This is a genomic window from Hymenobacter sp. IS2118 (assembly GCF_000715495.1).
Taxonomy (GTDB): domain Bacteria; phylum Bacteroidota; class Bacteroidia; order Cytophagales; family Hymenobacteraceae; genus Hymenobacter.
Genome location: NZ_JNLX01000085.1, coordinates 21,418 through 39,221, shown reverse-complemented (window position 1 = coordinate 39,221; position 17,804 = coordinate 21,418). Strand labels below are relative to the sequence as shown.

Below are 17,804 nucleotides of genomic sequence, written 5' to 3'. Positions count from 1 at the left end.
AATACTAGCGGGTTAATTCCTGAAAGTAGCGTCGGGCCAGGCGGTTGGGGGCCGGCGGGGCCAACGGGGCGGCGGGGGCGGCGGCCAGCAGGTCGGTGAGGGCTCGCTCCACGGGGGCGCGGCAGGCGGTGCAGGCCGGTCGGCCCGCCCGCACGTCGGCCACCAATTCCCGCAGCGCGCGCAAAGCGGGCAGGTACACGCCCGGCCGCTGCAGCGCCGCACCGGCCAGGGCCGGGCCCGCCTGCTCCAGCACCCGGACATCGGCCGGGTTGGTTTTGGCCAAAGCGGGAGTGGTTGCCAGCCAGCGGAGCGCCGCCCGTACTGCGGGCTGGGCCGCGGGAGTGGGCACATTTTGCTGTCGCTGGGGCACGGCCGCGCCCGCCAGGTCGCCGGTGAGGCGCAAGGTGGCTTCGGGCAGGGGCTGGAGCACGAAGCCGGCCTTTTTGACGTAGGCGCGGGTTTGCTGCTGTACTTCCTTCAGCAGCCGCAGGGCCTTGTACTCGTAGGGCAGCGCGGCGGCGAGCTGGCCGGTGCGCAGGCGCAGCTCGGCGGCCCACATCTGGTCGAGCACGATGCGCAGCTTGGCCTTCACGACCGGCTCCAGAAAGTCGGCAGTTTCGGAGTCGTCGTGCTTGTGCACGTAGGCTTCCATCAGCTCGTCGGTGGCGGCGGTAGGGGAGGCTTTGGCCGACGAGGCCGGGGCGGTGGCATGGTCGTGGTGTTCCTCGGCCGACTCTCCCGCATGCTCGTCGTGGTCACCTTCTTTTTCCTCCTCATCCTCGGCAATGGGCGAACGCGGGGCGCTGGGCCCCATGCTGCCGCCTACTTCTTCGCCCATAAATTTGCCGTAGCGCAGGCGCAGCGACTGCTGGTCGAAACCCAGATTATTGGCGCGGGTGGCCACGGTAGCGGCGTCGAGTCTGGGTTTTTCGGCAATCAGTTTCTCGGTGTCGATGATGATTTGACGCTGGCTGCGGAAGTAGGCGGGCGCCACTTTTATGCCCATGCCCATGTCGGTGGGACTGTCGGCCACGGCGGTATCCTGCCACTGCACCAGGTACGAATCGGTGCGCGAGGAGTGGCCAGCGTTGTCGCGGGCCGTGATGTAGAAGTACAGCTCGTCGCCGTAAGTGAGGCCCAGTTGGGGCAGGTTGAGCTGGCTGCTCAGGCTGGTTTGAGCCGGCTGCCCGCCCAGCGCGGCACTCAAATCGCGCCGCACTTCCCGGAATTTCACGGCCTCGCCCTCGCCCTGCGCCACGGTAATCACCAGCTCGGCGCGGCTCAGGCCGTAGTCGTCGCGCACGGTGGCGCGTACCGGCAAATCAGGGCGCATGCCAAATTCCACCAGCGTGTAGGGCCTGGGCGTTTGAATGCGTACCACCGGTGCCTGGTCGGCCCGGACGTCAATGGCATAATCATCGGAAACCGTGCCCGCGAAACGCAGGCGATACAGGGCGGAAGTGGCGAGCGTCTGCTCGGCAAAAAACAGGTTGGCCTGCCCCGCTACCGGCTGCATGCGAATCCGGCGCCGGCCCAGCTCTACCTCAGGCGCCGCCGGGCCGGGCCCGCTCACCCGCACCTGCCAGCGCACCCGTGCCCCCTGCGGGCACTGAAACGACGCCTGCGCGGGCGCAAAAGCCGCCTGCCGCGTGTAGGCCGGGGGGGTCACCCACAGTCGCGTACCTACGATGCTGACCGGTTTCTGGCCAGCCACCACGGGTGGCTTATTGGGAAAACGCACCGTTACTTCTCCGGATTTATTCTGCGGAAGCGCCGGCGCTGGCAGCCACCACACCACGGCCGCGGCCGCCAGCAGCCCGGCGGTAAGCAGCAGCGCGCGCCGAAAAGCCACCGGCAACAACAAATTCCCCGCCGCCCGGAGTGCCTCCAGGCGTTGGGCCACGCGGTTCTGCTGCAACGCCTCCAGCAGGTTCAGGCTTTCGGTTGATTTTAGCAGCAGGCCAGCGCTGTCTTCCAGCTCGGGAAATTGCCGGTCCAGCAACGGCGCCACGGTGGTGGGGCTAATCCGGCGCAAGGGCCAGAGCCGCCAGGCCGCGAAAAGCAAGCTGAGCGCGGCCAGACTCATCCAGACCAACCGCGCCGCCGGCCAATGCTGGCTCAATACCACCAGCAGCAACGCCCCGGCCGTGGCCGGGAGCAGGACGGCAGCGGCTCGCCGCCAACCCCAGCTGCGCCCAACGCCTTGCAGCAGCTGGCGGGCCGGCGCTAAATCTGCGGCCAGGAAAGGGGCGACCGGCGCACTCATAAGGCAGTAGTGGTTAAGCTCTGGGATTCCCGGCGATGGGCCAGCAGGCGTTCAAAGGCAAAAAGCAACAGGGCGGCCAGCACCAGCCAGGGCCGCAAATCAGTTTGGCGCAAGCCCGGACGCTCAACGGCAACCGCGCTGGCCGTCGCCGCCGGAGTTGTGCCGGCTAGCTGAAGCTGCGCGGGGTCGAGGGCGCGCTGGTCATGGGCCGCCAGCGCTGCATCGAGCGGCGTGCGGGGCCGGGCGCCTGCGTCGGTCATTTCGGGTTGCAGCAGGGCCAGGAGCCGGGCTGGGAAAGTCGGATTATCGGCCAAATCGCTCCAGGTAGGGCTGAGGCGTGTGGCCAAGGAGTACAACGCGCCCTGGCCCTGCGGCTGCCGCGCCAGCACCGGGCGGCCCCGGCCATCGGTCCAAACCGGGTACGCGGCGCCGACGTTCGAGTCGGCTACCGAAGGCCCGCGCCGAAAAATAGTGGCCGGCACCTCGTCCGCGCTGGTCACGGTTAGCCGCGCCTGGTCGGCAGTGCCGGGCCCGGCTGTTTCCCGCCAGATTTGCGTGCCCTGGTTCATCGCCGAGGTCCAGGCGGTCGGCAAAGGAGTATCGCCCAGCCAAAAAAGCCAGTCCGGCGGGTTGGTCGCGCCCGGCAGGCTGGCGGTGGTGCTGAGGGCCAATGGGGCAAGCAAGCCCACGGACGCGGCCCGCAACCCGGCCTGTAGGTAGCGGGCATCGGCCGCGTAAGCTGGGGTCGCGTAAATGACTATTCTAATCGGCTGGGAGCGGATGGCAATGGCTTGAGCCGCAGTATCAGCAGTGGGCGTAAGGGGCCGGAGCTGGTCGCCCGCTGCTCCGGCTACCACCTGCAACGCGGGCAAGCCGGCCACCCGCACCACGCCGCCCGGCCGGGGGCGCGCCACGGAAGTGATTCGGAAAGAAGTTTGCGATTCGCTGCTTTTTCCTACTAATAAGCGCAGGCTGTCGCCTCGCACGGCAGCGGCCTGGAGCCAGGTATCGGAGGCTCCGGTGGGCAGCGGCTGCCACGTCACGGTGGCGGGGAGGTGCGGCTGCGTGCCGCCAAAATCCCGCAAAGTAGCTGGAGTAAGCACGTAAAGCGGCTGGCCGGCAAACGTCTGGGTGGCCTGCTGCACCCGGCTCCAGTGCTGCTGGCCAGCGGTTTTAGTAGCAGCTGTCAGTGCCCGTGCGCTGTCGCGCTGCCCCACGGAATCAGCCCATAAAGCAGCCGGCGACATTTTGGGGAAGTCCGCAGCCAGCCACCGTAGCGCGTAGCCGCGCCGCCCCAGCGAATCGATAGCAGGCCGCAATGCACCTAATGCGGGAGTTCCAATCAGCTTCGGACTCACCAGCACCTGGCCCCGGCCGGCGGGCTGCGCTTGCTGCCACACCGGGCCCGCCAGCACCACGGCCAGCACGGCCAGCAGCGTGGCCCGCAGCAGCAGCAGCCAGAGCTGCTCGGGCTTCAGGTTGCGCAGGCGGCGGTTGGCGCCAGCGGCCAGCCAGCGCAAGCTGCCCACTGCTATTTCGCGGCCCGGTCGGCGGTTCCATAGGTGAATGGCCACTGGCACCAACAGTCCCAACAGGGCCAATAGGGCAGAAGGGGTGAGAAGCGTGAACAAAAGGTGGGTTTAGTATGGAATCAGAACAGGGACGCGGAAATGTTCCGACAATTGCAACCAGCCTGAAAAGGGCGGGCGCAAATCAGCAGCCCACGCATCTTACCACCGGGTAATCCTACTTAGTGCGAAGCATTCTGGAGATAAGAATGCTTCAAAAATAGCTTTAAGAAAGCAAATAGAGGTCTCTACGCCCTGCTACAAACCGTTTAAAATGCCTTTCAGGTCGCGGACTTTTTCGAGGGCGCGAAACTCAACCTGCAGCGAGCGGACCCGCGCCCGGTCTTCAATTGTTAATTGGCTGCCTACCTGGTCGTAGCGGGTGTTCAGCAGGTCGAGCACGGTGTTGGCTTCGGCCCAGCTGGTGGGAGTCCATTGCCGGTGCTGCACGCGCGTCGCTTCCACGAGGCGGGCGTACAAATCGGGCAGGGCGCTGGCCATGGCCCGGTTGATGGGGGCGGTACTGCCGAGCAGGCGGCCCTGCACCTCATTCACAGCACTGTCGCGGGCCGTTCCCACCAGTACTTCCTCTATCACCGGATGGCCGTTTTCGGCGGCCCAGACTTTGTAACGGGCCTTCTGGCCCAGGTACTCGCGCCGCGACTGCGCCGAGAGGCTGTCGGTGGCACCGTTCAGGCGCTTGGTCATGCGGGCGTATTCAGCCTCAATGCCGCCCCAATCCAGTCGTACGTTGGCCATGGGCAGCTCCAGCTTCGCGTCAACCCAATTACTGAAAACGCGGAGGTCCTGGTCGAGACTGGTCATGGCGGGCTTGATGGTGGTGGCTTTGGTGGTGGTCGGGGCTTTGGCTGGTGAGCTGGCGGCTGGCTTTTTGGCCGTGGTTTGCTGGGCCGTTGCCGTGCCGGTGGTCAGCACTAGCGTCACGGCAAGAAGGAAAATGGGGAGGGGAATACGTTTCATAATGTTGGGAAAGAAGAGCTATACGCACGCCGGGGTGCCGGCCGCTGACTGCGCAGGGCAATTTCCGGCCCAAACCGCTTCTGCCGCCTGCGCAGCCCGATTCGTTCAGTGGCTTTCGGACCCCTGTTAACGATTTAGCCGGAGGTGTTCCGCCGCCGCAAAAACTCGCGAATGGCCCGGTCCAGCGGCTCGGCGGTGCTGAGCTGGTGGTAGTCGAACCCTTGCCGCCGCGTCGCCTGCGCCGTCGCCTGCAACCACTCCTGCAGCTGTTGCTGGTACGCCGGTCGCTGCTGGTCGGCATCAAGCTGCAAGGTGCGCCCGGTTTCCAGGTCCTTAAAGGTGACGGCGCCTTTGTAATTGAATTTCAATTCATTATCGGCCAGTAGATGCAGAAGCAGCACATCACCGCTCACGGCGCGCAGTCGCGTCAGCAGCGCATTTATCTCGGCTCCTTCCTCATACAAATCGCTCACGCATACCGTGAGGGCGCGCTGCCGCCGGGCCGTGAGCGGGGCTAGCGTGGCCGCGTTCGGGAATTGCCCGGCCGCTTCGGCCGTTTCCAGCGCGTGGTAAATGCGGGGCAGCTGGCGGGTATCGGCGCGGGCGGGCAGGTGGCGCAGGCCCGCCGGGCTGAGAATGGTAAGGCCCACGGAATCGCCCTGCTGTTGAGCTAAGTAGGCCAACGACGCCAGTAGCAGCCGGGCGTAGTCGAGCTTGGTCAGGCCGTTGTCGTCGCGGTGGTTCATGCTCGCGCTGGCGTCGAGCAGCAGGTGCACGGTCAGGCTGGTATCCACTTCCGATTCGCGCAAATAGTAGCGGTCCGAGCGCGCGGCCAGGCGCCAGTCGAGGCGGCGCAAGTCGTCGCCGGGCTGGTAGGGGCGGTACTGGCTGAACTCCATGCCCGCGCCGTGCCGCCGGCTGGCGTGCGCGCCGTTCAGGAATCCCTCGGCTGCTTGCCGGGCCGCCAGCGACAAGTTGCGCAGGCCGTGGAGTAGTTCGGGAGTGAGCATGATTTCAGTTACCAGTTAACAATTCCAGTCTGTCATGCTGAGCGCAGCCGAAGCATCTCTACCGCACCGTTGAGTCGATTGGATTAGTTGCGCGGTAGAGATGCTTCGGCAAGCTCAGCATGACGGTCAAATTATACTTTGACGGCTTGCAGCAGCGCCGCCACGGCATCATCAGCCGTCAGGTTTTCGGCTTCGGCATTGAAGTTCAGGAGCACCCGATGCCGTAGCACCGGCGCCGCCAGGGTCTGAATATCTTCGAGCGTCGCGGCGAAGCGGCCGTGCAGCAAAGCCCGCGCTTTAGCACACAGAATAAGCGCCTGCCCGGCCCGTGGCCCGGCGCCCCAACGCCCGTATTCCTTAATAAACGGCACTTCCGATGTGGCCGGGCGGGTGGCGCGCACCAGCCGGTTCACGAAATCCATCAGCTCCGGGCTCAGGCTCACCTGGCGCACCAGCTGCTGCAGCTGCCGGATGTCGGCGCCGCCCAGCACGGGCTGCACCGCTTGCCCGGCCGCGCCGGTGGTGCCGCGCAGCACGGCCAATTCCTCCTCGGCCGTGGGATAGCCAATGCGCACGTACAGCAGAAACCGGTCGAGCTGCGCTTCCGGCAAAGGGTAGGTGCCCGACTGTTCAATCGGGTTCTGGGTGGCCAGCAGGAAAAACGGCTTGGGCAGCGCGTGCTCGGTGCCAGCGTAGGTTACGTGGCCTTCCTGCATGGCTTCCAGCAGAGCCGCCTGGGTTTTGGGCGGCGTCCGATTGATTTCATCGGCCAGCACCAGGCTGGCGAAAATGGGGCCGGGGTTAAACTTGAACGAGCGGTGCCCGGTGCCGTGGTCTTCCTCCAGCACCTCGGTGCCGAGGATGTCGGTCGGCATCAAATCGGGGGTGAACTGGATGCGGCGGAAAGGCAGGTCGGTGGCGGCGGCCAGGGTGCGCACGAGCAGGGTTTTGGCCAGGCCAGGTACGCCTTCGAGCAGGGCGTGACCGCCCGCCAGCAGGGCTACCAGCACTTCGTCCAGCACGGTTTCCTGGCCCACAATGACCTTGGCAATTTCGGCTTTGAGGACTGGCAGCTTGGCCAGGAGGGTATTTACTTCTTGTTCGGTCATTGTTTAGTTGTCAGTTGCTCGCTGTCAGTTGTAAGTTGGCAAGAGCAGGCCTATCAGGCCAACAACTGACAACGAGCAACTGACAACCAAGTCATGTCAGGGCATACAGTAGAATGTTGACGCCAAATTTAGTGTTGTCCTCCGCCAGAAAGCGCTTGTTGCGGAAGTCGTAGTCCCACTCGCAGCCGTAGTCTTTGTTGGAATACAATACCCCGATGCGGCCCTTAATTTCCACGGCTTTCAGGTAGTCGTGCACCAGGTCGTCGCCCCAGCCGTTTAGCTCGAAGCCGGTGTTGGGTGGGCCGTCCTGAAACTTGAAAAACTGCGAGTAAATGGGGTGCGTTTTGGCGATTTTCTTCAGTGCACCCGTGCCGAAGCATTGGCGCATCTGCTCCTCAAAAGACCGGGCAAACAGGCCGTCGATGTCGTGGTTGCAGTCATCGACAAACACGAAGCCGCCGTTGCGCACATACTGGATGAAATTCTTCTTCTCAGCCGCCGAGAATTGCACCAACCGGTGTCCCGACAAGTAGCAGAATGGGTAGCTGAATATTTCCGGGCTATCGAGGGCGACTACTTTTTCCTTGGGGTCGACGGGCACGGTGGTGTACTGCACCAGCGAGTGCAGCAGGTTGGCGGGCATCCGCTCGTCTACCGCGTCCCAGTCGCCGGATTGGTATTTCAGGCGCACAAAAGTGAAAGGGCTAGCGGGCACAGATAACGAGGAAGGGAGGGCGAAAAATCAAGTTGGGTAACCAACACGCTGGGGAGGTATTCGGATTCAAAATAAACGGGTTGCTTTTTCGTTGGAAGCAGCCAAAGTAAAGTAGCATTGCTGCCAGGTTTGGGCGTTAAGTCGCAACTTTGTGCCGGCGGGCCGCAGTACTAGCGCGGCCGTTGAGGGGCTGCCGTAGTAACGCCGGCCCGTATGCTGGCACCGCTCAAAATTATAGCTTATCCCATGAAAAAGGCCTTTTTTATCGTCTTGCTGAGTGTTTTCTGTGTCCCCTTCGCGCAGGCCCAGCTGGGCGTAAAGGGTGGGCTGAACGTAGCCGAGCTCACCGGCCGCGAAGGCGAAAGCTCGTCCTACAAAGCCTTTTATCACGTCGGGGTTTTCTACGAAGCCAAGCTGCTGGGGGCCCTGGCCATTCAGCCCGAAGTGCAGTATTCCGTGGCCGGCGGCAACCTGAAATCGGCCTTCACCAACTACGACAGCAAGCTGCAATACCTCACCGTGCCCGTATTGGCCAAGCTTACCCTGGGCCCCGTGTTCGTGGAAGCCGGCCCGCAGTTTGGCCTCCTGCTCAGCGCCGACCAGTCGGGCACGATGCAATTGGGGCTGGCCCCCGACGGCACCCCGGCTTACGGCAACCAATCGCGCCCGGCCACCGGCAGCTTCAAGCGCAACGATTTCAGCGTGGTTGGCGGCGTGGGGCTTAAGCTGGCGGCCGGTTTTTCGCTGGGCGGCCGCCTCGTGGCGGGCCTCAACGACATCAACGACGCCAAAGACCTGTCCGGCATCAACGACCCGCGCCTGCAAAACCGGGTATTTCAACTCTATGCGGCCTTCCAATTCGGTGGGAAATAAGCGACTCAATAACGGGCTGCGTTTGGGAAGCAGCGTATTGCGGGTGAAGGACTCCTTCCGGCCACAAAAGTTGCTTCCCAAACGCAGCCCGGCTGCTGAAATCCCTAGATAGCGTCCGAGAGACTGGTGAAGGTGAAGTCGCGGATTTTGAGCGGCGGTATCAGGCAGCCGGCCAGGCGTTGCGGCTTGCCGATGGCCTCAATGTTGTTGAGCATGATGATGGGGCTCTCGTTGAAGCGCAGGTTCTTGATGGGGAATTTGATTTTCCCGTTCTCAATGTAGAACGTTCCGTCGCGCGTGAGGCCGGTGTAGAGCAGCGTTTGCGGGTCCACCTCGCGGATGTACCACAGGCGCGTCACCAGAATGCCTTTGGCCGTGCCCTTAATTAGTTCGGCCGTGCTTTGTGTGCCCCCGGCCATGATGAAGCCATTGGGGTAGGCGGTGGCGGCTACTTTGTTTTTTTCGGCCCAGAAGCGGCTGTAAAACAAGTCTTTCACTACGCCTTTCTCAACCCAGGTCTGGCGTTTGGTAGGCAGGCCGTCGCCGTCGAAGGCATTGCCGGGCACCTCGGCGTTCAGCGGGTCGGAATAGATGGTTATCCGGTCGTCGAACAGCTTTTCGCCCTTGCGGTTGCCGCCGCCCTTTTTGCTTAGGAAGCTGCGGCCTTCGTCGGCCTCACGGGCGCCCATCCCAAATATCAGCCCGCCCAGCAGCGAAAGGTCGTCGCCGGCCATCAGGGCGGCTGGCTCCAGAATCACGGTGTACTTGCCCGGCTCGATGGCCTTGGCATTCACCGAGCCCAGAGCTTTGTCGGCGGCGCGCTGGGTGAGGGCTTTGGCGTTGAGCTTGGCGGGGTCCGTCACGTCGGCAATGGCGTAGCCCGAGCCGCGGCCGTCGGCGGTGCGCACCGTCACCGAAAAGTCGGTGTTGGTGGATTGCTGGTAGGCTTCGAGGCCCTTGGAATTGCGCTTGGCCACGAACCGGGTGCCGCCATCGAGGAAGCCCGCCGACGTCAGGTTCTTGGCGGCGCAGAGCGTCATGCTGTCGGCCGCCGCCTGGGCGCGGGTGGCGGCCGTGAGCAGGGTGGGGGCCGTGGAGGGCGGGCTCAGGTAGGTTTGGGGGCCGAGCAGGGCCACGTACTCCGGGCTTTCGGGGGCGAGGCGGGCAATTTCCTCGGCCCGCTGCACGCAGCGGCGCAAAGTCGCTTCGTCGAATTCGTTGCAGGTGGCAATACCGCTGCGCTTGCCGAAGCGACTTTCGACGGCCAGCGACACGGAATCCTGGGCGCCGGCCGTGCTCACGCTGTTGCGGGCATAGCGGATGTTGCCGGACGTGCGCCCATTAAGGGAGGCTTCGCACTCGTCGGCGGTGCTGTAGCTGAGAACTTTTTTTAGCAACGCCTGGGCGTCGTCTTTGGAGAGAATGGCCATGTTTTTAGCTGTTAGCTGAGAGCTATTAGCTGTTAGCTTATTCGCTGTATCGGCGCCTTCCCAAGGGAAAGCTAACAGCTAATAGCTTTTAGCTAACAGCTAATTAAAATTATACTTTCCGGGCGGTGTTGATGACGTTCACGCCGTTGAAGCGCGTGGTGGCCGAGCCGTGGCTCACCGACGACACCTGCGAGGGCTGCCCTTTGCCGTCGAAGAAGGTACCGAACAGGCGGTAGTCCGACTGGTCGCACGAGCCGGCGCAGGCGCCCCAGAATTCCTGGGTGTTCGACTGGTAGGCCACGTCTTCGAGCTGCTCCGTGATTTTGCCCTTCTCAATAGCAAAAAACAGCTGCCCGCCAAACTGGAAGTTGAAGCGCTGCTGGTCAATGGAAAACGAGCCCGCGCCGGCAATGTAAATGCCTTTGTCCACGCCTTTCACCATCTCGTCGGGGCTCATTTTGGCCGTGCCGGGGCGCAGGCTGATGTTGGGCATGCGCTGAAACTGCACGTCTTCCCAGCTCTGGGCGTAGGCGCAGCCATCCGATTCCTTCTGGCCCACGATGTGCGCCTGGTCCCTGATTTTCTGGTAGTTCACCAGCTTGCCATCCTTAATGATGTCCCACTCGCGGGTTTTCACGCCCTCGTCGTCGTAGCCCACGTTGCCCACCGAGCCGGGCTGCAGCTTGTCGGCCACAATGTTGACCGCCTTCGAGCCGTAGGGGAGGTTTTTGGCCTTCCATTCCAACGTGGCGAAGCTGGTGCCGGCGAAGTTGGCCTCGTAGCCCAGTACGCGGTCGAGCTCCGTGGGGTGGCCCACCGATTCGTGGATGGTCAGGCCCAGGTGGCCGGGGTCGAGCACGAGGTCGTACTTGCCGGGCGTCACCGATTTCATGGTCAGCTTGGCTTTGGCTTGCTTGCCGGCCAGCGCGGCATCGGCCAGTATGTCGTAGCGGAGCTTGTAGCCGATGGTGTCGGTGCCCTGCGGCCCGCGCACCTGCTCGGCCGCGCTCGGCGTGAGGTACTCAAAGCCCAAACCCACCGGCGCGCTCAGCGCCTCGCGACTGCGGAACTTGCCCGATTTCGTATCCACGGCCGTGGCCGAGAACGTGGGCCAGAGCCGGTGAATGTCCTGGTCGATATACGAGCCGTCGGTGCTGGCGAAATACTTCTGCTCGTTCACCTGAAACAGCGCCGAGTTGATGTAGTTGGCACCCGCATCGAGGGCGGCGGCGTTGGCGGCCAGCAGCAGGTCTACCTTCTGCTTAATAGGCACCTCAAAAGCGCTCTGCTGAATGGGCGTTTTCCAGCTCACCTCGCCGTAGCCGGACTGTGTGGCCAGTCGCACGGGCTCGGTCATTACCAGCCGGTTGGCCTTGGCAATGTTCACGGCCTCGCGGGCAGTGGCGGCTAGGCTGGCTTCGGTCACCACGCTGGTGGAGGCGAAGCCCCAGCAGCCCGCCACCAGCACCCGAATACCCACGCCGTAGCTCTCGGTGCTCACGATGTTCTGTACCTGCTTTTCGCGGGCAAATACATATTGGTTCAGCGAGCGGCCAATACGTACGTCGGCGTATTCGGCCCCGGCGGTTTTGGCGGCGTTCAGGGCCGAATCGGCCAGGCGTTTTTTCACGATGACATCGGCGCCCGGTTCCAGCAGGCGGGCGGGGTCCACGGAGGTGTAGCCGAAGCCAGGCAGGCTGGGCAGCATCAGGGCACCGGCCGCCAGGCCGGAGAGTCCCACAAAGTCGCGTCTTTTCATAAGGTGCAGGAAAAAAGGGTTGTTTAGTGGTTGGTGGTTAACGGTTAATGAAGGCTTCGATATTAACCGTTAACCACTAACCGTTAAATTACGGGGTGAGCATGGTGCCGAAAGCGCCTTTTTGCTCGAAGGATTTCATGACCTGGTCTTCGAGCGGGGTGCGTTTTACCACGGCATTATTCTGCCAGAAGGCGGGGTCGTAAGTCGTTTTTTTGATGGTGGCCAGGTCGACTTCGCCCCCTTTGGCGGGAGCGTAAGTTACGCTGGCATTGGGCGTGGGCCGGCCGTTGTAAAAATAAGCAAACGAGGCCACCTGAATCGGTAGGTCGGGCTTGGCCAGTCGGCCCAGGTTGGCGCGGTAGTCTACCCGCAGATAATCGAGCGTAGCCGCGCCGCCCGGCCGGGGCTGAAACACCCATTCCAGCTGCGTTACCTCGTCTTTGAATTTGAAGAGCGGGTTGTTTGATTTGGTCTTCATCGCCGCCGTTTCCAAGCGCAGGCGCAACAGCTGGTGCATATTCTCGTCAATCACCATGCTGCCGTGGGCACGCTTGGTGGTGCTTTCCTCCTTGCTCTCGAAGCCAATTTCCACCAACTGCCGGGGGCCGTCCTGCGTCACGCCCAGTAGCTTCAGGCGCAGGTATTGGTCGGTGTGCAGGCCAATTAGGCCCTTCTGCGTGCTGTCGTCCTGCGGGTTATACACCACGTACTGCTTGGTGTAAATCGAAAAATTATTGAAACTGAGCAGGGCCTTTTTCTTAGCGAAGCGCGCCTGGGCCAGGGCCGTGCCCTCTACGCCCGCGCTGCTGCTGGCGGCTTCCCACACCATTTCCTGCACCTCGGTAGCGTCGCCGGCCAGTCGGGTTACCTGGCGGTAAAAGGCCTGGCCATACTGCTTCTGGTCGTGGGTGGCCTGCAGCTTGCGGTAAGCCTCGGCAATGAGCTCGCTGAGGTAGCTGCCCACCTGCACCTCGGGCAAGAGCACCGAAGCGGGCTGCAAGCGCACCAACAGCGGCGCCGTGGCCGCCGCCACGTCCACCGCCACGGTGTCGCGCTCGTGGCCCAGCTCCGATACCACCAGGCGGGCGGGCAGTGCGGCTCGCAACTCAAATTCGCCCTCGGCATTGCTGCTCGTGCCGGTGGTAGTGTTCAGCACCGAAATGCTGGCGTAGGGCACCGGCTGCCCGGTGGCGGCATCCACAATTTTACCGGTGATGCGCTGCTGCGCGGCGGCGGGCCGTAGAGCGGTAGTAAGCAAGAGGCCGGCCAGCAACAAATACTTCATAGCAGAAAGAAGGAGAGCCCGCAAGATAGGGGCGGAAACGATGACATCAGCGCCCGGCTCCAGCGGGCGGGCGGGGTCCACGGAACTGTTAACCGAAGCTGGGCCGGTTGGGCAGTATCAGGGCGCCGGCCGCCAGGCTGGAGGGGCACATAAAGTAGCACCTTTTCATAAGGTGTCGGTTGTTAGTTGCTGGTTATTAGTTGCTGGTTGTTAGAATCAGTGAAATCAAGAAGGAACCTGACAACCAACAACTGACAACTAAATCAAGGGGTGAGCATAGTGCCAAACGCGCCTTTTTGCTCAAAGGATTTCATCACCTGGTCTTCGAGCGGGGTGCGCTTCACCACGGCGTTGTTTTGCCAGAAGGCGGGGTCGTAAGCCGTTTTTTTGATGGTGGTCAGGTCAGCTTCGCCGCCTCGGGGAGGGGCGTACGTGACGCTGGGATTGGGCGCGGGCCGGCCGTTGTAGAAATAGGCGAAGGACGAGGCGTGAACGGCGACGTCGCGTTGCGCCGGGCCGGCTAGCGTAGCCTGATAATCGACCCTGATGTAGGTGAGTACCGCTGCGTCTGGAGTGGGCTGAAAGTCCATCTCAAACACGGTGGTTTGGTTCCTGAGCTTAACCAGCAGGCCGTTGGTCTGGATGTTAACCACCGCGCCATTGGTCTTGATGTTCACCAAATCCGGCGACTCATACCGAAGGCGCAGCACCTGCTTGGTGGTTTCGTTGATAACCAGGGTTCCTTTCGCGGTAGTCTGCGTCAGTCCCGGCTTGTTCTCAAACCCTATCTCAACCAACTGCTGCCCCGCGCTTTGCGTCACGCCAATCAGCGTCAGCTTGAAGTATCGGGCCGCGTACAACCCCAAAAGTGAGCGCCGCGTGAGACTGTCTGCTTTCAGGTTGAAGCCAACGGCTTTGGTTAAGTTGGAGAAGTTTTTGAAGCCCAGTGGCGCCTCTTTCTTGGCAAAGCGGCCGTGGGCGAGGGAGCTACCGCTCATGCCTCCGCTGCTGCTGGCCGCCTCCCATACCATCTCCTGCACCTCCGTGGCGTCGCCGCCAATGCGAACGACCTGGCGGTAAAACGCCTGCCCGTACACCATGCGGCTGTGGGTGCGGAGCATCTGCCGGTAAGCCTGGGCAAGGAGGTCGCCGAGGTAGCTGCCCACCTGCACTTCGGGCAACAGCACCGAAACCGGCTGTAGTCGAACTTGTAGCGGTGTGGTCGCCGCCGCCACCGCCACCTGCACCGTGTCGCGTTGGTGGCCCAGCTCCGACATCACGAGGCGGGCGGGCAGCTCGGCTCGCAATTCAAATTCGCCCTCGGCGTTGCTGGTGGTGCCCAGCGTCGTGTTCAGCACCGCAATGCTGGCGTAGGGCACCGGCTGCCCGGTGGCGGCATCCACGATTTTGCCGGCAAGGCGCTGGGCGGTGGCCGCCGGCCCACAAACGATGAGCAAAGCCGTTATCGCGGCGAGTAATTGGTACTTCATACAGAACGGAAAGGAGCTTAGGTGGCATAATAGGGCGCCCCGCGCCCCGCCAACAGCTTGCCAGATGCGGCCTTCCGGCGCACGGTTGCCCGCCCGCCGCCGGCAGGACGCAAAAAGTCCCTGAATCCATCGGATTCAGGGACTTGGAATGCGAAAAAGCAACTGCTATACCGCGTCCGACAAGCTCGTGAACGTGAAGTCACGAATCTTGAGCGGCGGTATCAGGTTGCCACCCAGACGTACCGGTTTGCCAATGGCTTCCAGGTTGTTGAGCATGATGATGGGGCTTTCGTTGAAGCGGAAGTTCTTCACTGGGAACTTGATTTGGCCGTTCTCGATGTAGTAGGTTCCGTCGCGCGTCAGGCCGGTGTAGAGCAGCGTCTGCGGGTCAACCGGGCGGATGTACCACAGGCGCGTCACCAGTATGCCCTTGGCCGTGCCCTTTATCAGGTCGGCGGTGCTTTGGGTGCCGCCTTCCATAATCCAGCCGCCGGGACGGGGCAGGTCGGGAATGCCGGCCTTCTGCGCCCAGAATCGCGAGGAGTAGAGGTTCTTCACCACGCCCTTCTCAATCCAGGTCACGCGCTTTTGCGGGCGGCCGTCGCCGGAAAACATCAGGTCGGGGATTTCGGCATTCGTGGGGTCGGAATAAATCGTGACCCGCTCGTCGAACAGCTTTTCGCCCTTGCGGTTGCCGCCGCCTTTTTTGCTCAGGAAGCTGCGGCCCTCGTCGGCATTTCGGGCGTCGAAGCTGCCCATCAGGGCGGCCATCAGCGAGGTGTCCACGTTCGAAACCAAAGCGTTGGGCTCCAGAATTACGGTGTACTTACCGGGCTCGATGGCGCGGGCTTTCATGGACGAGGCCGCCTTATCGGCGGCTACGCGGGTGAGGCGGCCAGCGTCGAACTTGCTCGCGTCGGTGTAGTCGGCAGCAGCGTAGCCGGAGCCCGTGCCGTCGGGCGTGCGCACCGTCACCGAAAACTCCACGTTGGTAAACTGCTGGTAAGCCTCCAGTCCTTTGGAATTACGCTTGGCCACGAAGCCCGCCGAGTCTTCCAGAAAGCCGGCCGAACTCAGTTTGCGCTGGTCGCAGAGCGAGGTGCTGGCTCCAATCTGGCGGGCCCGGTAATCGGGCTCGATGGCGGCCGTAGCGGGGGCGAAGGATTTGCCGCTTTCCTGATACTGCTGGGCGCCCAGGAAGGGCATGTATTCTGGGCTCTCGGGGGCGAGGCGGGCAATTTCTTCGGCCCGCTGTACGCAGCGGCGCAGCGTGGCCTCGTCGAACTCGTTGCAGGTGGCCACGCCGCTACGCTTGCCAAAGCGCGATTCTACGGCCAGCGACACGTTGTCCACGGCACCGGCCGTACTGATGGTGTTGCGCGCCGACCGGACGTTACCACCGATTTGGCCATTAAGGGAAACCTCGCACTCGTCGGCCGTGCTAAAGCCCAGCACCTTTTTGAGGATGGTCTGAGCGTCGTCTTTAGAAAGAATGGACATTGTGTTTAGCTGTTAGCTGAGAGCTATTAGCCGTTAGCTTTTTTTGCTGTATCGGCGCCTTCCCAAAGGAAAGCTAACAGCTAATGGCTGACAGCTAAGAGCTGAAAATTTAAATTTTCCGGGCGGTGTTGATGACGTTCACGCCGTTGAAGCGGGTGGTGGCTGAGCCGTGGCTCACGGCCGAGCTTTGCGAGGGCTGGCCCTTGCCGTCGTTGAAAGCGCCGAACAGGCGGTAGTCCGAGGCGTCGCAGACGGCGGCGCAGGAGTTCCAGAATTCCTGGGTGTTGGCTTGGTAGGCAACGTCTTCCAACATGCCGGTAATCTGGCCTTTCTCGATGGCGTAGAATACCTGCCCGCCAAACTGGAAGTTGTAGCGCTGCTGGTCGATGGAGAACGAGCCGTTGCCGGCGATGTAAATGCCCTTGTCCACGTTTTTCACCATTTCGTCCACGCTCAGCTTGGCCTTGCCGGGCTGCAGGCTCACGTTGGGCATGCGCTGAAACTGCACGTCCTGCCACGACTGCGAGTAGCAGCAGCCGTCCGACTCGTTCTGGCCCACCATGTGGGCCTGGTCCCGGATTTTCTGGTAGTCCACCAGCGTGCCTTCTTTAATAAGGTCCCACTGCTTGGTTTTCACGCCCTCGTCGTCGTAACCCACTGCGCCCAGCGAACCGGGCTGCAGCTTATCAGCCACAATGTTCACTATTTTCGAGCCGTAAGGAATGTTCTTAGCCTTCCACTCCAGCGTTGCGAAGCTGGTGCCAGCGTAGTTGGCCTCGTAGCCCAGCACGCGGTCCAGCTCCAGCGGGTGGCCCACGCTCTCGTGAATGGTCAGACCCAGGTGGTGCGGGTCGAGCACGAGGTCGTACTTGCCGGGCGTCACCGATTTGGCGGTCAGCTTCTGTTTCACCTGCTTGGTAGCCGAGGCCACGTCCTCCAGCATGTCGTAGCTGTTTTTATAGCCCACCACGTCGGAGCCGGCCGGGCCGGCAATTTTATCGGCGGCCTTGGGCGAAAGGTATTCGTAGCCCAGGCCCATGGGAGAGCTCAGCGACTGCCGGGTGCGGAATTTGCCCGAAGCCCGGTCAATGGCTGTGACGCCAAACGTGGGGTAAATGCGGTGAATGTCCTGGTCGATATACGAGCCGTCGGTGCTGGCAAAATACTTCTGCTCGTTCACCTGAAACAGCACCGAGTTCACGAACGAGGCGCCCAGGTCCAGGGCTTTGGCGTTCACGCTCAATAGCAAATCAACTTTGTCCTTGATGGGCACTTCGAAGGCATTTTGCTGAATGGGCGCTTTCCACGCCACTTCGCCGTGGCCTTTGAGGGGCGCCAGCTTCACCTGCTCCTTTTGCACTTTGGAATTGGCTTTGGCAATCTGCACGGCCAGCTGCGCGGCTTTGGCAATGCCGGCTTCGGTTACCGAATTGGTAGCGGCAAAGCCCCAGGTGCCGTTGGCAATCACGCGAATGCCCACACCGTAGCTTTCGGTGCTGGCAATATTCTGCACCTGCTTCTCGCGGGTAAACACGCCCTGGTTGAGGTAGCGGCCAATGCGCACGTCGGCATAAGTGGCACCGGCGGCTTTGGCGGCGTTGAGGCCGGCATCGGCTAGGCGCTTTTTAATGGCCACGTCCACGCCGGGCTCCAGTAGGCGGGCCGGGTCCACGAGGTTGCCGGCAAAACCGGGGATGGTAGGAATGAAGAGGGCGCCAGCCGCCAGGCCGGAAAGTCCCACAAAGTCGCGTCTTTTCATAATATGTGCGGTAAGCTTTAGCTTGCCGTAATGGAGTGAAAAAGGTTGATTGACCGTCT

General features: G+C 62.3%; 13 protein-coding genes. 1 reads left to right on the top strand and 12 read right to left on the bottom strand.

What is annotated here, in order from left to right:
* Positions 1–4: 4 nt before the first annotated feature.
* From GM79_RS07620 to GM79_RS07595, 6 genes are all read right to left on the bottom strand, one after another.
* Entirely contained in the window at positions 5–2,266 is a 2,262-nt protein-coding gene (locus GM79_RS07620; RefSeq protein WP_035561721.1) for a hypothetical protein, read from the bottom strand.
* Positions 2,263–3,897, bottom strand: a complete 1,635-nt coding sequence (locus GM79_RS07615) for a BatA domain-containing protein (protein ID WP_081867623.1) — start codon at positions 3,895–3,897, stop codon at positions 2,263–2,265. The genes GM79_RS07620 and GM79_RS07615 overlap by 4 nt, the downstream gene beginning before the upstream one ends.
* 195 nt (positions 3,898–4,092) lie before the next feature.
* Positions 4,093–4,815 (bottom strand): hypothetical protein, encoded by a 723-nt coding sequence (locus tag GM79_RS07610; RefSeq protein ID WP_035561715.1) that lies wholly within the window; start codon positions 4,813–4,815, stop codon positions 4,093–4,095.
* A 134-nt stretch (positions 4,816–4,949) separates the two neighbouring features.
* Positions 4,950–5,825, bottom strand: a complete 876-nt coding sequence (locus tag GM79_RS07605) for a DUF58 domain-containing protein (RefSeq protein WP_035561712.1) — start codon at positions 5,823–5,825, stop codon at positions 4,950–4,952.
* Positions 5,826–5,956: 131 nt separating this feature from the next.
* Entirely contained in the window at positions 5,957–6,934 is a 978-nt protein-coding gene (locus tag GM79_RS07600) for an AAA family ATPase (protein ID WP_035561709.1), read from the bottom strand.
* Positions 6,935–7,025: 91 nt separating this feature from the next.
* Complete coding sequence (locus GM79_RS07595) at positions 7,026–7,649, bottom strand: DUF4159 domain-containing protein (RefSeq protein ID WP_035561706.1); 624 nt, start codon at positions 7,647–7,649, stop codon at positions 7,026–7,028.
* A 246-nt stretch (positions 7,650–7,895) separates the two neighbouring features.
* Here GM79_RS07595 and GM79_RS22810 point away from each other — a divergent pair, with 246 nt between their 5' ends.
* Entirely contained in the window at positions 7,896–8,522 is a 627-nt protein-coding gene (locus tag GM79_RS22810; RefSeq protein ID WP_051718632.1) for a porin family protein, read from the top strand.
* Between the two features lie 104 nt (positions 8,523–8,626).
* Here GM79_RS22810 and GM79_RS07585 read toward each other — a convergent pair whose 3' ends face one another.
* The 6 genes from GM79_RS07585 to GM79_RS07560 form a co-directional block, all read right to left on the bottom strand.
* Positions 8,627–9,952 (bottom strand): TldD/PmbA family protein, encoded by a 1,326-nt coding sequence (locus GM79_RS07585; protein WP_035561702.1) that lies wholly within the window; start codon positions 9,950–9,952, stop codon positions 8,627–8,629.
* Between the two features lie 109 nt (positions 9,953–10,061).
* The gene (locus GM79_RS07580; protein WP_035561697.1) at positions 10,062–11,711 is read right to left on the bottom strand and encodes a TldD/PmbA family protein; all 1,650 of its coding nucleotides are present in this window, start codon (positions 11,709–11,711) and stop codon (positions 10,062–10,064) included.
* An 88-nt stretch (positions 11,712–11,799) separates the two neighbouring features.
* Positions 11,800–12,996: a carboxypeptidase-like regulatory domain-containing protein gene (locus GM79_RS07575; protein ID WP_035561694.1), complete on the bottom strand. Its 1,197-nt coding sequence runs from the start codon at positions 12,994–12,996 to the stop codon at positions 11,800–11,802.
* Between the two features lie 263 nt (positions 12,997–13,259).
* Positions 13,260–14,486, bottom strand: a complete 1,227-nt coding sequence (locus GM79_RS07570) for a carboxypeptidase-like regulatory domain-containing protein (RefSeq protein ID WP_035561691.1) — start codon at positions 14,484–14,486, stop codon at positions 13,260–13,262.
* 165 nt (positions 14,487–14,651) lie between these two features.
* Positions 14,652–15,986, bottom strand: a complete 1,335-nt coding sequence (locus GM79_RS07565; protein WP_035561687.1) for a TldD/PmbA family protein — start codon at positions 15,984–15,986, stop codon at positions 14,652–14,654.
* A gap of 109 nt (positions 15,987–16,095) precedes the next feature.
* Positions 16,096–17,745 (bottom strand): TldD/PmbA family protein, encoded by a 1,650-nt coding sequence (locus tag GM79_RS07560; protein ID WP_035561684.1) that lies wholly within the window; start codon positions 17,743–17,745, stop codon positions 16,096–16,098.
* Positions 17,746–17,804 lie beyond the last annotated feature (59 nt).

Coding starts and splice junctions, on each gene's coding strand:
- GM79_RS07620 (WP_035561721.1), bottom strand. CDS start 2,266: ATGAGTGCGCCGGTCGCCCCTTTCCTGGCCGCAGATTTAGCGCCGGCC.
- GM79_RS07610 (WP_035561715.1), bottom strand. CDS start 4,815: ATGAAACGTATTCCCCTCCCCATTTTCCTTCTTGCCGTGACGCTAGTG.
- GM79_RS07605 (WP_035561712.1), bottom strand. CDS start 5,825: ATGCTCACTCCCGAACTACTCCACGGCCTGCGCAACTTGTCGCTGGCG.
- GM79_RS07600 (WP_035561709.1), bottom strand. CDS start 6,934: ATGACCGAACAAGAAGTAAATACCCTCCTGGCCAAGCTGCCAGTCCTC.
- GM79_RS22810 (WP_051718632.1), top strand. CDS start 7,896: ATGAAAAAGGCCTTTTTTATCGTCTTGCTGAGTGTTTTCTGTGTCCCC.
- GM79_RS07585 (WP_035561702.1), bottom strand. CDS start 9,952: ATGGCCATTCTCTCCAAAGACGACGCCCAGGCGTTGCTAAAAAAAGTT.
- GM79_RS07580 (WP_035561697.1), bottom strand. CDS start 11,711: ATGAAAAGACGCGACTTTGTGGGACTCTCCGGCCTGGCGGCCGGTGCC.
- GM79_RS07575 (WP_035561694.1), bottom strand. CDS start 12,996: ATGAAGTATTTGTTGCTGGCCGGCCTCTTGCTTACTACCGCTCTACGG.
- GM79_RS07570 (WP_035561691.1), bottom strand. CDS start 14,486: ATGAAGTACCAATTACTCGCCGCGATAACGGCTTTGCTCATCGTTTGT.
- GM79_RS07565 (WP_035561687.1), bottom strand. CDS start 15,986: ATGTCCATTCTTTCTAAAGACGACGCTCAGACCATCCTCAAAAAGGTG.
- GM79_RS07560 (WP_035561684.1), bottom strand. CDS start 17,745: ATGAAAAGACGCGACTTTGTGGGACTTTCCGGCCTGGCGGCTGGCGCC.